At 51.9% G+C, this 17,944-nt stretch carries 1 protein-coding gene (cut by a window edge); it reads right to left on the reverse strand.

Annotated features, from left to right (window positions below; genetic code table 11):
* Nucleotides 1-17,944: the 3' end of a LamG-like jellyroll fold domain-containing protein gene (locus QEH59_RS12045; RefSeq protein ID WP_308985626.1), read on the reverse strand. The gene runs 26,492 nt beyond the window's last position; 17,944 of the gene's 44,436 nt are visible here — the last part of the coding sequence; the start codon falls outside the window, past its right edge; the stop codon is at nucleotides 1-3.

The following is a 17,944-nucleotide window of genomic DNA, read 5'->3' on the forward strand; positions in this document are numbered from 1 at the left end:
TTAGAGGGCGAATTCCCAGCCTAGGAAGGTTAAGGCAGGCTGATCACCATCGATCGGTGAAGTGAGAAGTTCCAATTGACCGATAACATCAAAACGACCAAATGGCACAGGAGATCGGAAGGTAAAGGATTCGGTGTATACGAAAGCATCTAACGTGAAGACGTGACGTCCATCAGCACGACCAATCGTGATGCCATTATTGCTATCCACAGTGACCAATTCGCCGTTCACTAGATAAGAAGAAGGTTCAGACTCGTTAAAGCCACTCATGAAGTAATCGATTTCTTCCGCTGAGAGATGGAAGGTGCGTGCCGCCCCGGTATCCACAGTCGCCAGATCGATACGTGTCGCGATTGCCAATGGCTGAAGGATGAGTGAGCCCCGATAGAGCTGATCCCCCACCACACGGCGGCTGCTAAGCGTCGCATTAATATCAATATCTTCTGTAGCGAGCACAATCCGTCCGCCTGAGGCTTCAATACTGGCATCAACCGTCAGCGTGCCCGCAAGGTTGAAGAAGTGGATATTCCCCCCGGCACCCGTGCTCAGGCCTTCTGTATCCGAGCCAATGTTCTCCTCACCGATCACAGCGAACTCAACATCGCCGATAGTCGCGTCACTGAGCTGCGCCAAGTAGATGCCAGCAGCGCCTGCAGTGACAGCTTCGATTACACCGGCGCGGATGTAGATTGCTTGAGCCACATCGCCCACGCCACCTGCAGCTTCGATGCGCATGCGATCCGCCTCAAGCAGGATGATACGACCAAGACCTGATTCAGCGGAGAAGTCTTGGGTGATACCAATAATGGAATCTGAACGAAGCGATAAGCCGCCCGCCTTGATGGATGCGCGAATGTCGATGGAGCGTGCTTCGAGGCGCAGCTCAAGTCCAGTGTAGTCCTGTTCGGCGAGCACACGAACGACACCAGTGCGCAGGCCGTCCTGGCTGTTGACGAAGCGAACGTCGATGCCCTCGACACCACTGTGGGTGATGGAAACATTATCCCAGACCATGGAAGCATTACCGAGTTCAAGCACGCCACCGTTATCACGATGGAAGTTCATGATGTCGTCGCCCTGGCCACCAATGAAGCCTTCGATAGTATTTGCTAAGTGAGAAATCGTGTTGAGTCCGCCAACAGTCTGCGAGATGCCGCGCACGTTGATTTCCAAATCATCAGAGACTCCACTGAAATCGATGGTGTCGATACCAGCGCTGGTATTTTCATTCACCAGTGCGCTGCCCCAGTCATTACCCAGGATATAGGTATCATCGCCTAAGCCACCGCTAAGCACCGTGGAACCGCCAACGACTTCAAGCTGATCATTGCCGCTGCCACCAAAGAGGTAGGACTTCTTACTGCCTCCCATTAGGTAATCATTCCCCGCACCACCGATCACGTAGACATCGATAGGCATGTCGCTCTTAATGATGAATGCGTCATCGCCGTAACCACCTTCGAAGACCAGCTGAAGATCATAATCACCAGTCAGTTCGTCATAAAGGTCAGTGATGACAAAGCCCTGATTTTTACCAAAGGCAGACACTTTCAAGGTATGAACATCATCCTCAACGATCAGCTCCACAGTGAATGACTCGTCCGCATCCACACCGCCTCCGATGGTCAAACGCTGCCAAGCCCATGTGCCTGAGCTGAAGATGAACGAATGACTATTTTCAACCGCGAAGCGAGTGCCTTCCTTGCCTTCAATCAACTGGCCGACAGAATCAGGATCTGTGTGATCCACCAGATTACCGAGAGTCCAATCTTCGCCATTCAAGACGCCTGTCAGATTGATGTAGTCTAAGTCTGGTAATGCGCTCAATGCATCCAACAACTCAATACGAGTGTATGCCAGGCTCAGTTTCTCCAGCGGCCCTGGAACATTTAAGCGCTGAAGGTCACGGATATAGGTAGTGAAGAAAGTTGCTTCAGCTGGAAGTTCTAGGATGTCCTGATCCGGCGCCGAGCGATCGACCTCTGTAGGCTGCATGCGATTGAAAGCGGGTGCACGATCGACATTACCACCGCCTAATAGGCCATTACGGCCATAGAGTGAATGATCCAGGGCGTATGCCGTGCTTGGGCCATCAAAGCTCCAGTAACCGACGAGGTCAAAGCGTTCAGCAGGATACGGCTGCACCATGTCGGAATTCACCTGAACATCGCTAAAGGCGGCATCCCAGATGCGAAGTTCGTCCATATCACCTTGGAAGTATGCAACTGAACCAGGAGTGTCGCCAATGCCACCCGCAATGTTGAATTCGGTGCCCGTTCCCGCAGAAGCCGCGATTGCATGCGCAAAGCCTAGGTTGAAACCGTTCTGAATCGATAGGCTGGAAGAAGTCGCCGTGCCCTGCGCGACAGCCACACCGTCCACATATAGCGTCTGCGCCACACCTGCACTATCGGCACTGAAGACGTAGGCGACATGGTGCCATGCGTCGTCGGCAAAATTCGTATTCTCACTGCGGATCACTTCGTAGCCATTATCAGCGCCGTCGTAGATGAAGACACCGATATTACCGAGCTCATCAATATAGATGGAACGATCCAGACCTGCAGCACCACGGACACCTGAGTCCATCGAGAACAGTCCCATCGCTTGGCCGAGGTTATCCGTGCGGAACCAGAAAGTAACGGTGGACTCGATTTCGTTGATATCAGCATCAAAGTCAACGTATTCGCCAACGCCATCGCCGTCATCCCCATTAAAGGTGAGGATGCCCATTCCGTTATAATCCAAGCTGAAGACGCGCAGATTAGACAGGCCGGTGGTAGCACCTGAGACTGGATCTGTTGCCGGAACGAGAATCGACAGATCACTAATACGATTACCATTGAGGTTCAATACTGTCAGGTTACGAGCGAAGTGCAGACCGACCACACTTTGGATCCCAGCATTCGGAGCTTGTAACTCTATCAACGTCGCCATCTGGCTGGCCATGATCTTACCATGGATCACTGGATTACCGTCAAAGCCTTCAGTCACTGCGATACCAAGCGCCCTGGCGATGGCAGCGCGCAGTGCGAGATCAGGAATATAGACTTCAGTGTCTGGTTGACGTGGCTGTTGCACGCTGAACTCAGAAGTCGAGGGTAAGACATAATTCTCGTAGGACTGTAAGTCACGGATCTCCTTACGTTCGGCGACGAAGAAATTTGTGCCGCCGCCACCGAAGATACGGTCATGGTCTCCGTTACCAATCAATGTATCATCACCTTCACCACCAATGATGGTATCACGGTCGGAAAGGCCATGAGTCAAACCTTGCTTCGGTGCCTTGACCTCGATCTTGAATGGAAGACCAACTAAGTTGCCATCAGTAATGTAAAGTGTCCCCGTGCCGCTGTTGCTTTCAGATAGGATGATGAATTCGCCATCTCCCACGAGCGTGGCAACTGCATTGATATCTGTTGCCAGTGTGCGGGTGCCTTCGACCGAACCATCTGTGCTGATAATTTGACCATCAAACTCATAGAACGCAATAGAACCCACCACACCAAGTAGCGAAGGACTATTTGTCGAAGTACCGAATGGTAAGGTGCCACCGTTACTACTGACCAGCGGATACGTGCCATCACGGTAGCCATTTGAGATCCAGAGACTGTAATCGACGAAGCCTTCGACCAGCGCAGCGTCGTTACGGACGATAAAGACAATACCGTTGGCGGTGTAGGCCATGTCAGAAATAGTGCCTGGAACGACCGGTGAAAGGTCCACCACCATACGAGTGCCCTCGGTGGTACCATCACTGACAAAGAGTGCAAATCCAGCAGAGGCATCCTCATTTACAATAAAGCCTGTGAAGGCCAGCTGATCTCCAGCAGCAATTAAGTTACCCGCAGCACGTGGCAAGAAGGCAACCAATTCCACGCCCGCATCAGTCATCTTCCAGAGCATGCGTGTATCAAAGGCCCCCTTGATCTGTCCTGCGATGAAGTAAGTCTCCCCATTCCAAAGCACATGTTCATCTACCTCGCCGGGCAGCACATCCACATCGACGCGATTACTATCCACAAGTCCACGAGTGGAGTGAAGGCTGGCGATCCCGGTGTCTTCATCAGTCACCGTGAAATACAAGCGTCCGCCTTCAATCGCAACAAAAGCGGTTTCGCCCCCCAAATCAGCATCCAACACGACCGTGCCGGCTTGCTGCCCACCCAGCAGCGGATCTCCAAGACCATTACTGACCCAAAGTTGATTGCCTGATGCAGTTTCCACGGTGAAGAGCACGCGGCCCTCAAAAGCGCCTAGAAGTTTGTAGCTGATCGCATCGAGCGCAGCTAATGCATCGACCTTGAGCGGCTCGGCTCCATAGGCTTGACCTTCACCCGTAGTCGCACGCCAGAGTGTCAGGCTTCCTCCCGTATTCACTAAGTAGAATAAGTGATCCTCGACCGCGATGATATCACCGCTCTCATGCCCACCGACGCTGACTGCATCCAGCGCATGGGTGCCCGAAGCGGTCGCATCCGTAGCCATCCAGCTGCCATCCAGCAGGAAGACCACACGATCTCCCGCGACGGTCAGGTCGCCAAACTCAGCGCCTGAGTTGGTGTAGAAGGCATTGGCCACCGCAGCATCCGTGAAGAGCGCATCGCCGACACGGAAGATCAAGGTGCCCGCGAGACCAACAAAGTCGTCCACTGCGCCATCCAGATCACCCACTTTTTCAGCAAACTGACCAGTGACGCTCCACAGTTCTGTGTCCTCACCGTTATTGATGGTAAAGTAAAGTGTATCCTCGACGCCACCGACCAAGCGAAGGCTCTCTGCACTCACAAGATTACCATTTGCATAACGCACGGCTGCCGTGAGGCCATTGATCCCGTTCGTGCGCCATAGCACCAGATCAGTGCCATTCGTTGCGGTACGGAAGAAGTAAGTGTAGTCTTTCGCAGTTGCGATTGAAGTGCCGTCATCGACGACGACTGCGGCACCACTCTCAACCAGTGAGATACCATCAGTTGGACCATCCACACGCAGGAAGTATGTGCCAGCATCCAATTGGCTCAGATCGATGACTGCTTGATCCGACTGCAGCAAGCGTCCTTCTTCTGTATAGAGTGAACCTGTGACAGCCTCGGCCGAACCAGTCACGACTTCAAGCTGGGTGCCGCCCTCAGCCGTCGCATGCGCGATCGTCACACCAGATGCATTGGAGACCGGGCCGTCATGCTTGAGCAGGAAGGTCACCCGTGTATGACCATCCAGTAGCAGCTGGCGGATCAACTCAGTGACATCGACAGTTGTTTCATTGGAATTTTCAGATGTGCGCAGCACTTCGATCGCATTCGTTAAACGATCCGCATCAGCTGCATCCACCAGCCCATCGCCGGAATCATTCACGATATATACAATCATTGGCGGCACCACACTATCGACACTATCGACGAGCTGTAGCCCCCGGAAACCTTGCGCCGTATCGACCACTGTCCAAAGCACGTTGGCTCCTGTATCATTGGCAGCGGTGAAAATAAGGCGATCTCCCAGCATGACCAGATTGGATGGATCACTGATCGCAAGGCTTGGGCTACTATTGAGAAGATCAACTCGTGTGGTGCCCGCAAGTGTGAGATCACTGGACCAAAGTGCGGAACCACGTGCATTACCAAAGCGGAAGAAAATTTGATTCGTAGCAGTCGCCACGCTGGTGACCAAGCTCAGAGTACCACTGCCCATATTCCGCACTTGCAGCGCAGCAGCTGGATCTGTGGATTGGATTACAGCGATACGATTTTCACCTGTCGCAGAGTAGACGAAGACCAATTGCTCATTGACCATCGTAAATGAGTGGAACATCGCATCGACGGTGTCGGTATCAATCGCCGTCGTGCCATCTGTAGTCAGTTCGACTAAGACAGGACTCTCATCCAATTGATACAATTTCGGACGATCTTGGCTATCATTGACTACATAGTAAAAAACAGCGCCGTCAGAGAAGTCTGCTGAATATAGCGTCGCAAAGGTCTCATTGGCCGCCAAAGAGACTCGTAAAGTCGCATTGCCTGCGTCCATTTCATACAAGCGCTCAATGCCGTTATGCGACTCTACCAACATTAACTTATCTCCATGAACCACTGCCTGAGTGATCGTGCCCCATGCTTGGAAGCGGCTGGCAGCCAAGGTGGTGCTACCAAAGCGCTCGACCGTATTGCTAACAGTTAATGCGGCAATGTTCCCATCGGATAGCACACCATAAGAGAGTGGATTCTGAGCACTGACTAAGGCAGTGATGGAGCTGCCATCGTAGAAGCTAAGCAGATTACTGTTAGTGCGATCCAGGAAGTAGAAACGATCACCACCGATCTGAACTCTGGAATTACTTGGCAGTTGAACGCTCAACGGATTCGCGGCGTATCCATCTGCAGTCACCTGCCACAGGCGGACATCCGTGCTACCGGCAATGAAGTAAAGATTGCCGTCCATTTCGAAGAGACTGTGTGGTGCGATGATCGAGGTAGACTCGTTAGTAATGACGGGTAATTCGCCCAGGCTTCCTGGTTGTGGGTGGATCACGCCACTACCGTCGTGGACAACGCTCGCACCTACCTCAGCAACCAGAGCCCCAGCCAATGGAGCTAAAATGGCCGTTGAGCTACCGCGCACAACAGCTGCCGTCAAACCGGCGACACTGGTATCCGCATTGATTGCCGCGACGATATCTGCCAAAGTCGAGAGACCGAGGCGATAGCCCACAGTCATCACGCGGCTGCTCGCATCCCAATCAACAGTCACAGTGCTATCAACAGCTGTGTCCACTAGGCGAATTTGGATGCCATTGGCAGCGGCATTCTCACTCGCAGCTACAGTCGTATCGGAGTCGCTTGATGTATAACGGACTTCTAACGAGTTACCATAGACTTCGTATGTGGCTGTAGCCGCATTCGCGCCTCCACCAGACAGTGTGAGGTGACCGTTCAAGAAGTTCACAATTTGCGCAGCCGTAGTCGAACCGTAAGGCATGAAGATCGTGATCAAACTATCGACGCTACTAATGGAGACGCTCAACGTGCCTAGAGCACTGCTATCAGCGAAACGCACAGCATAGCCGTCATATATCGGATCCAGGCTGATGGTGAAATCATTCTCATCCCCGGGAGCACGTAAAGTCGCAGTGGACATCACTGGCGCGGTGCCTAAGTCGATCGCGCCGCGAGCCACATAGAGGGCCTCTTCACTGTCTGCACTCACCGTTGCAACTAAGTCGTGTGTAGCCAGAGCAGTAGTGAGATCGCTCAACGTAGTCGTGCCTTCAACTAAAGTAATGATGTAATCAAATGCTACCGTCGTCGAAATGCCGAACGCATCACCAAGTTGAATCGTAACCTTCTTACCAGTGAAGCTAGCATGCGTAGCAGGATTTGTAGAAGTAAGTGTCAGCGTGCGTCCCGAAGCACCTGTCAACGGCACGTCCACTGTAGCGGCCACCGGGTTCACACCATTGGCAAGTTGAGCACTCGCATTGGTCATCGCCACCGTATCGGCTGCAGAGAACGTAGCAGTGAGTCCAGCGGACGAATCGTTGATGAGCGTCAAAATAGCGGCCAATGTCGTCGTACCTGGGATGAAATTCACGGTCAGAACTCTCTCAGTGGCATCCCAGTCCGCTGCAGGTGTCTCACCGTCTCCGACCAATAGGACTCGAATACCATTTGAGCTAGTTCCAGTCGCATCCGCAGTGAAAGTCAGCGTGCCCGCGGGACCGCCCACAGTGGCGAGATTCAAATCAGCTGTTGCAGCAACAGCAGGTACCAGAGCTTGATCGACCGCGTATGAGCCACCGGCATTACCGCCGCTGTTAACAATATCAGTACCTGTAGCGCTCGTTGTGACTGTCGCGCCTGCCAGCGCTGCTTGCAATGCTGCGAGCACTTGAGTGACCGTGGTGGAATCATCTGAATTAACACGCACAGCCAAGACACCTCCGGAGAGGCTGGCACTGGCATGAATCGCATCCGCTGAATCCAAATCATAAGCGATGCTCGCACTCGTGATTTCGTGAGTCGCGGAATCGATGTCGAAATCATACGAATAACCACTGGCGCCCGTGCGGCTTAATGTAAGTGTGCCTTGATGTGTCACGACGACGCTACCATTCGCCAAGGTCACCAGCGGAAGATCAAGCGTCGCACTCGTGCCACTGACCGTAACTGAACTGAAATCGCCCGTATAGTCCCCCAGAGCCGTCGCCAAGTCTGCATGTGTCGCCGTGCCAGGTAAGGCGTAGGCCACATAACTCGTGCCCGTCTTTACGATGCGAACTGGAGTGGTCGAATTCAGCAGGTTACCTTCGGAATCCTCAAAGGCTCCAACTAAGCTCACTTGAAGTGCATTACCTGCGGTGCCAGTCAATGCGGAGGTTAACACGATGCTAGCACTTCCCAATGTCCAAGTGACTGTCGACTTCACCTCATTGGTGCCATCACTAAAGGCAACCACATTGACGACCTCCGACGCATTGCCCACGACGACTGCAGAGATCGGATTCCCTGTCGCATTAGAAATCGCCGTCGCGATATCGCCTAGAGTCGAAACGCCTGGTTGATAATTAATGGTAAGTGTCGAACTGGCATCTGTCCACGTAGCAGAGGCAGCAACACTCACGGTGTTGATCACTAGCTCCATGCCATTTAAGTTCAGCACACCCACTTCAGTGAAAGCAAGGCCTTCACTACTATCGAACAAAGTAATCGAGCCGGTCACACCCGCAAAAGTCAGACTCTGAGAAGCAGGCACACGCAACTGACCTCCGGCAAATGTCGCCATAGCTGCAATCAATATGCCGTTGCCGCTCGTGCTCGATTTAAGATCCACAGTCCAATCCGATGCCAATGCAATCGGCTCATCGAAATAATCCACCAAGTCCTGTGCAGTGCTACTGCCGCCAACGACTTTAAGGTAGAGAATGTCACCGACGATATCATGCGTAATAGAACCAGTCGTGGAATAATCGATGATGACAGTGGGATTACCATCCAAGCTTGGAGGAGTGAAAACGAGAACGTCCTCCGAACCAGGCACTGCAATTTCGATACTCGTGGCTGGATCAATCACAACGATTTCGCGACCATTTCCTGTATGTGCGACCAAATACAGTTTACCATCTGATACGATCAGATCACTCGGATCGCTACTACCAGGGCCCGCGCGGAAATCAGAAACAAGTGACGCACTCGTGCCTGCAATGTTAGTTGACCAGAGCTCACGTCCGGTATCTGTGCTGGTGGCTGCAAAATAGACACGACCATTAAAGGCGGTAAAGCTAGTTGGATCGGAATTTGCCGCGCCAGTCGCGATGTTAGCGATGCGAGTGCTGCTCCAAGAACCACTGGTGTAAACTGCCTTCCAAGCTTCGCTACCGCCGGATTGATCCGCAGCAAAAGCGAAGCTCAGGCCAGTCTTACCGAAGACGTCCATCAATGGGGTCAAGGCACGAATATTCTGAGTACCACTTCCAACGCTGATATAAGTCACCGAATCTGAGTCAGATGGATCGATCAGTGCGATTTGCTGATCATTACTTGAATTGACTACGACCAATGCCAAGCGTGCATTGCTGCTCTCTGGCGTCACAGTCAACATGCTGGGGCTCGTCTTACCAGTCAAAGTGACTGCCGAGAATGAACTGCCATTTGCAGCTAATTTCCAGAGACCTGTGGTGCCATTGGACGCGAGGCCGATGAGGTAAATAGTTCCGTCCACTTCGACAGCTTCTTGAATGGATTGCAGGTAAAGCGTCGATGACGCACTATTAACCAGTGGTGTCGCAGACGCACTCGCCGAAGCGGAAGGTGCCAAACGAACCGACCACACTTTACTCAGGCCTCCATCAAATGCGATGAAGAAGGCATAATCTCCGCTGACTGTCAGCTGGCTAGCATCCGAGATTGGACCAGAACGTTGTAATGAGACTACTGATACATTGGAAATTGACCAAGTGCTGCCTGTGTTGCCGTCTACGATACTCCATAGATCGCTGCTACCGATTGCATAGAGCGTATTCCCTGAGAACAAGACTTCGCTCACATTACTCAGAGCACTAATCGATTCGGCAGCAGAGGCACCTGTAGCCACCACATAAACGCTGCCTTGATTGACAAAATAGACCGAAGTTCCATCCGAGGCCATTGATGCAATGGAGTCTGTCATTCCATCCTTGATGAGACGCAAGCCTGAGCGTTGCTCATTCATTTCCCATAGCTGGTAACGAGCCGTGACCATATCGAACTGAGTGATAAAGATACGTGAGCCCACTGCCATAATCTCCAGCGGTGTGCCCGTGAGCGTATCAATCAACTCTGTGCCAAACGGAGTGCCATCACTTAGCCACAGCTCGAAGCCACCATTTCCATCAGCGACAGTGAAGTAAAGTGTGGTCGCACTCACGCCTTCAACGATAACGATATTGTCAGGCAAGCTGACATCGGCCCCACTAAGACCCGCTAAGCGCAAAGTCACACGCTTCAACATCTCAGGGTCGTCGAGCGCACCCAGATATGGAGTCAGGTCAAACTCAAGCACTCCAATGTCCGTCTCGTCTGTAAAGGTCAGACCGAGACCGCTGAGGTTCACAGTTCTATCTGAGCCATCAGTTTGAATGATTCCAGAGAAGCCAGACACGACAGTCTCCGTCTCCGTACCAGCGACTGGGCTCAAGCGTATCATATCTCCCAAGCTGCCGTCACCCAAAGTGGTGAAGCGATACCACTTAGCCGACTCACCCGGTAGTATGGTGTAGCGGCTGCTATCAGGGAATCCGTCACCAGTCAGATCAACATCGTAGAATGCAGAAGGACGTCCAATACCGACATCTACGAGGAAGCTACCAGCTCCCGCGAAGCTGCGGTTGGTGAGAATATCGAAGCCTGTTTCTGGCATCTGCTCAATCGTGCGGGCTCCATTGATCAGATAAAGGATACCTGCATTGACACGCACCCCCCCCAGCGAGCTATTCGCAGTCGGCGCACCAATGAAGAGATCATGGATGCCGTCGTCGTTAATATCCATCGCAGCCGTGCGTGGAAGCACACCGAAGCGATCGGTTTCACCCGTGCCTTCAATAATGATGTTGGCGTCGCGCAACTCAAGCGGTGCAGGTGAATCGTAATTGGAGATCGAGAAGAAGATGTAGATCGCGCCACGAGTGCTGCTAGTCAAAACCTGGCTCATATCGTCAGTTTGGCCCGCAGCGCGAACGAACTCAGAGCGACCAATAATGAGATCGAAATTACCATCTCCATTCAAGTCACCCGCAGTGACGTAAAGATCGCTGAAGATCGAAGTGGAGCCAAACTCACCCAACGCAGCTTGGTTGATGCGAATATCCGCACCATCGTTCGCACTAAATGGATCTTCCATCGCCTGACGCCAGTCGGCCGAGCCCTTAAAGATCAAGATACCGCCCGAAGCATTACCTGCATCTTCACGATCACGAGTCAGTGCGAAGTCGTCAGCACCATCATTATCAATATCACCGAGAGCGAAGATTTCGCTACCAATACCAGTGCCGTAGGTTTGCCAGATCGAATCAGTAAACAGGCGCGCTTGGTCTTCCGCGAACAAGCTCACGGTGAAGAGTGTGCGGAAAGTCGTCGCATTGACTGAAGTCGCCAGTCGTTCAATCACCGCAGTCGCGGTGACCTGTGCATCACGTAACGTGATGAACAATGTATCTGCTGTAGATTCTGAATCGACCTCAACCCCTTCGATTTGAGTGCTGTCATACTTAACAACGATTCGATAATCATTCTGGTCGGCGGAGCTGAGAAGCGCACGAACTAGAAGATTGTTATTCGCCCCGCTGATTTCGAGAGCCGCAGACGCGCGCGTATCAACAGAGCCACCTGAGGTTACGGTATCGAAAATAACGCTATCATCAGGAATCTCGACACCTGGAGTGATCACCGCACCACTGCCGCTATTATTAGGCAAATCACGCCCTGCCAGAATGAAAGCTCTGCCAATCGCAGCCGCATTGCCCGCTTCACCTTCAAATGAATCCACTACAAAGCCAAGATCATCGAGTCCGTCAGCATTCACATCGCCCACAACAGAGGCACGTAACGACTCGCCCGAAGCCGGTGCAAAAGCAAAGTCAAGTGACCACGAATCAACCAGCCCTGAAATGTCGCCTTTGGAATCAGTGATAATCAAGGTCCAAGTGCCATTTGGATCCTTAGCCGCACCTGCGGCACCAAAGACTCCAAGATTACCACTGGGACGGAAGCTGCCACTATAGGGAGAGGTGCCCGCAGAGTAATTGAGTAAGGCTGTGCTACTAAAGGTCGTCGAAAGTAGTTCTGAGCCAAGATACTCACCGGTCAAATCACCTGGGCTAAAGAGATTTACAATGGTTCCATCGGGACCACGTAGCGCCAAGCCAACACCGACGAGGCTCAATGGACGTGGATTGTCTTCATCTGGTTTTAGGTTGACGGTCACGCTGACGTCGACAGCACCTGCGGGAAGATCTGTAACAACAATGTCGAACTCATTTGGAGTCACTGCAATGTCCAGTGACCAGCTGAGTAGTGTCATAGAATATTCTCCGACCTCGTCTGTAATTGTCAGTGTCCACAGACCACCTGGATCCTCTCCACGGAACGCATCCATCACTGCACTCAACGGGATGCTAACGGTGCCATTACCCTCATCATCCAGTGTCTGGTTCGACCAATCACTCAGTTCTGGTAATTCAATAGTCGTGCCATCTGCACTAGTCAGCTCGAGCTTGAGGTCCGTGCCATCAAAGTGCTGTAATTGCACATTCAGGACGACATCAGAAACCGTCACACCCGCATCCACATCGGGCACGCGAATCGTCGAAGTAATCGGCGTCTCAGTGCGCAGCACCAGTGTCGCGTCGATAGTAGTATCCACTCCATCGTATGTGGAATCAGTGACACGCAATTTCCAATTACCACTCGCCAGATCTCCCTTAAGAGTCTCAAGGTCACCCATTGCATTGAAGCGTTGATGATCCAGGCTCGCATATTCTGAAGTGGAAAGACTGGTGCCTGAGAACAGATCCAAAGTCATGTTCTCTAGAGACTGTCGATTACCACCAATACCTTCAAAGAGCAGGACTGAGGTTCCTTCTGGAGAAAGCAGTTCAACCTTAAGTCCCGAGAGGTTCCCTGTAATAATTTCATTAAAGACAATCTGAGCACTCAGAAGAGTTTCAGTCGAAAGGATCGGAGCCCCCGTGGCGATCACGATATCAGTGGACTCAGAGTTCACTGTATAAGTGTTAACATCCACTTCGAAATCCCAAATGGCCCAGCCTGCAAACGCATTATAAAGGCTGTCACGAGAATCAAAGTGGAAGCGAACTTCGATTTCACCACTAAAGCCATCCAAGTCTACGCTGACCGAGCTGGTTGAACCTGCTTGAGAATCTGCAATCGCCACACCTTCGCTACCATTCGATGCGACAGTCACCCAATTCGTGGAACCGACCTGACGCACCTGCACGCTAGCACGGTCAAACCAACCGCCCGTTTCAGTGCCCAAGTGTGACTTGAAGGTCAATGTAGAAGGAACTGGGCTGGCCTCACCGAGATCAAAGGTGCCGAGGATCGCTTCACCACTCACAGTCGCGCCTGTAGCAAAATCCCATGTGCTGGTCTGACCGAAATACAAGGCCGAGCCGTCATCCCATGGTGTATCCACGACTTGCCAGAGCCCCGTCTGGCTAGTCAGACTGATACCAGTCGGTAGTGCATTGAAGCCACCAACATCAACCGTAGTCGAGGTTTGCGTAATGGTCGCATCCCGAGCCGTCCCGGAGTCATTTCCAAAAGAAACAGGTATTTGTTGCTGTAGCTCAGTTCTCACATAGGCGGTGCGAACGGGGAACGCACGGTCGATCGGACCCGATTCCACTGATACAGAAAACAAGTCCAAATTGACCAGTGCGTCGGCCCCTGTAACTGGGAAGTCCGCTCCGGCATCCTCAATGACATCACCTGCAAAGATATAACCGTAGCTATTCAATACATTGGGCAGTGGAGTCACAACCACCAGGTCATCGTAATAGTAACCAGATTGAGCACTGTAATGACCACTCCAACGCGCCGCCATGACCTGAACATCCAGTAGCTCTCCGCTACCATCACGAGCACGTAACTCATCCTCAGTCAGAATGATGCGACGTGAGTATTCTGCGTTCAAGGAATCTGCAGTGATGAGCCGTGGCTGCACCTGACCACCAAAGATGACTGTAATAATCGTCTCATTACTATCTTCGTCAAAGAGTTGGAAGATAAGATCTGTCAGCCCATCAGCGTTCAGGTCTCCCATCAAATCAACCGGACTACCCAGTGAAGCGAGATCGAACTGATGGTCCGCATAGATACTTGCTTGCTGTAATCCAACCGCACTAACGGGGCCGTTGAAGAGGAAGGCGTATTCAGGGCCCGAGACTAAGGTATCCACGAAACCATCGCCATCAAAGTCTCCCAACTGCTGGGCACGTGACAGGTTCATGTCCGCCAAATCACCTTCGAAAGCAATCGCATCGCTAAGGTCCACGCCTGTTACGGTATCTCCGATGTCGATGCCTGTATAAGCTGTCGAATCGTTATTTTCATAATTAGGGAATGCGAGTGGGAATTCGAAGGCACGTGGCAACTCACGCAGATAATCAGTATCATCGCCCTCTGTAGGTATCGCGAATGAAGTCGCATCGAAGAAGTGTAGACGGTCTCCAAGCGATTCCGCCATAATGAAGAAGATACTGTCAGGATCACTGGTATGGTTGGCAGATAGTAAGAATTGCGATGTGGTCGCAACGCTGGAATCACTCCGATAGCCTGGGTTATCTAATTCAAACTGTAGTGTTGGATGTGAAAGATCCATCGAGCCATCTTCTGAGACATACACATCCACCACATCATGATAAATGGCATCTGAGATGACTTGTGGGTTGCCCTCATCATCCAGTATCAAATCTCCAGTAGCTTCATCACGCAACCAGACGGCACCATTGATGAGTGTATCGCTATGGATGCTCAAGACGCGCGCAAATTCATTCACTCCATCGCCATTCACATCGCCCAGAGCGATGAAACGACCGCCTCCAAGGTTCAGGCCAAACTCCTCAAGCAAGCCTGTATTTCCAACTAGATAGCTGGTATTCGAACCATTGATACCGAAATCCGCATAACCATTTCCTGTGACATCGCCGAGTGCGACAATTCGATCGCCGGTGATGACATCTAACTGATCGGCGGCAGTCAATGTGGTGCTACTGCCAGCTAATCCGATCGCGTAAGTCCGCACATCTGTCGTCACGATCAAAGTGCCATTTGTATCTGTATTACGCACGATACCTACGCCCGCAGCGGCGGCAATCACTTCTCCAGCTGCATGATTAGGCGCTTGTAGGGTGAATGTAGCATTCGCGGCAGTGAGCACACTTTCAAAGCGAAGATTATCGACCATCCAGCCTTCAAAGCCGTTTTCTTGTTCATCAATGGAATCGAAACGGAAACGAAGCTTAACACCGGCTTCGGCGCCTGTGCTGCCAGCGATTTCAATTGCAACACGCTGCACACCCGTGGTGGTTGGATCAGTCAATGTCACTAAGTTCGCGCTCGAATCATTTGTGGCAACCTGCGTCCATGTGCCAATCTCATCACCATTGGCATCAACGCGCATGATCCAAACCGATGCCTGATCGAAATCACTGGGGAGTCCTTCGGAGACAAGGAAAGAGTCGAAGCTGAAGACTGCGCCTTCACTGCCAACGAGTAAATGATCTAGAACGACATCTCCTCCGACGTGCTCGCCAGTATTATAATTCCATCCAGTGCCATCTGTAGCCACTGCACCGAAGTAAAGAACTGTACCATCTCCGCGACCTGGGCGGTTACTCACATCCACGAAGTTCCAGAGATTATTGTCTGTGCTGACGCCTGTCAGGTTAGGATTAGAGAAAGTGATGTCTAAGTCTACCGAAGCAAAATCAGTCCCTGAAAGGTTTTCGAAGTCGATCAGTTTTGCAGGATTCTCGAAACCTTCTGAATACAAATCACTACCAGTAAATCCAAATACCTGCGAGCCTGACCAGATGACGATACCGTCGCCAGAATTAACGCTGGAATTCGGATTCAGCATCACGTCGGCCCCGACGAAAGGATCTGAATCAGTGCCTGCGATGATCACATCAGCCGCAGCCGCCAGATCCGTCACTTCGGTAAAGACATTGTCACCGCCAGCGATAATATAGACTGCGGAATCCGGACCGCTCACCAAGACTGCGATATCCATGATACCGTCACCATTGAAATCACCCGACTGTAGGATTGTAGACTGACGCCCCTCAGCATCTGGAGCTAGCAGCGGAGCTGGCAAACGAAGGAAGCTGCGGCCACTGTCGGCGGCATTGGAAAGATCGTCGAGGCTTTCTACGCCTGGCATCAACAATAAGATTGAATTGCCATTGCCGAGGTCGTCACTGACACCCGCGATATAAGAATCAATGCCGTTGCCAGTGATATCGCCGAGTCCAATCGAAATTGGACGGAAGGATGCCAGAGTCGCATCGTCATCATTGCCTACAATGAGAAGCACCGCATCGGAATAATCGCCGCCCACCATCGTTGTGGCCCCGAGATCACTGCTAAACTTCAACTGATACACGCCCATTTCCGGTGCACGGATTAAATTGTTCTGACCGCTACGGAATCCGAGCTCTTCACCGTTTTCAGCATCTGAGAAACTGATGGTGTAGTTGAAGTCGTAGGACGCCGTGAGTGCCAGACGTGGACCGACCGCAGTTTGCAGAATTTCAACGATGAAGCGATCATCGAGACCCGCTGCCTTAATCGCTACGGCTAGATCAGCAGCGAGGTATTCAATCCCCATATTCGCATCGGTTTCAGACTTGGAAACAGTCACAGCGATTGGAGTCGCGCCTTCGATCGAAATTTGCAGCGTCGCATCGGCAGTCAAGCGACCGAGGTCGACGACGCCTTCTTCAGCGGCAACAGTAAAGGCGGCCACATTGACAATCTTTAGAATGTAATATTCTGGCACGCCTGCGAACTGTTCAACCGGCACGACTTCCATCACACTACTAGGGTCTAAATCACGGGCTGCAAAGAGTGCGAGGTTACTTCCAAATTCTTCACCAAAGAGCTGGAAGCGTGCATCGCTCGAAGGATCATCAAAGACGACCTCGATCCAATCCTTCATCAGGTAGGAAGCAACCGAACCGGAGAACTGCAATAGGGCTTCTGGCGTCTTAATGATGTAGTAATCCGCGCGATCCCCCTCATGCAGCGAGAGATTGTCAATGACGGTGGGCACACCAGCGATCAGGTCTGGCAATAATGCCGCGAATTCAGCAGTATTATTCGGTCCAGTCACTGAACCGTTATCAACGAGCTCATAACCATCAAACGGCGTCGTGCTGTTGCCTGCAATCAAGTCATTTCCGGCGCCACCTTCGAGCGTATCATCTCCGGGACCACCCGCGAGGAAGTCATTGCCTGCGCCGCCATAGATGGAATCACCATTGGCACCGCCATAAAGCGCATCATTTCCGTCGCCACCAAAAATCTGAAGAATCGCAAGTGAGCCACCACCTTGCTCCATCGAACCGGGCTTAACGCCCCACTCTGCACTCTGGTTTTGGAAACTGTAGCCTGCGTCGCCGCGGAATGTGTCATCACCACGTTGCAGATCGATCACAAAATCTTGAACACCGAAGGCTTGGAAGAAGTAGTAATGCTGCAGGTAAATTTCACGGGCGGGGTCCGAATCCTGTGTTCCAGCAGAGAAACCTAGCATTTCACCGTCCTTGATGGCCAAGGTGGAATCTGCGGTGAGATCAGTGGTGAGGAAGACAAAGCGAGCTTCTTGCACGCCGACTGTCACACGATCATAGATATCGACCGTCGCACCTGTAGCAACATTGATTGCATTGCGG

The organism is Thalassobacterium sedimentorum, assembly GCF_031127905.1.
GTDB lineage: Bacteria > Verrucomicrobiota > Verrucomicrobiia > Opitutales > Coraliomargaritaceae > Thalassobacterium > Thalassobacterium sedimentorum.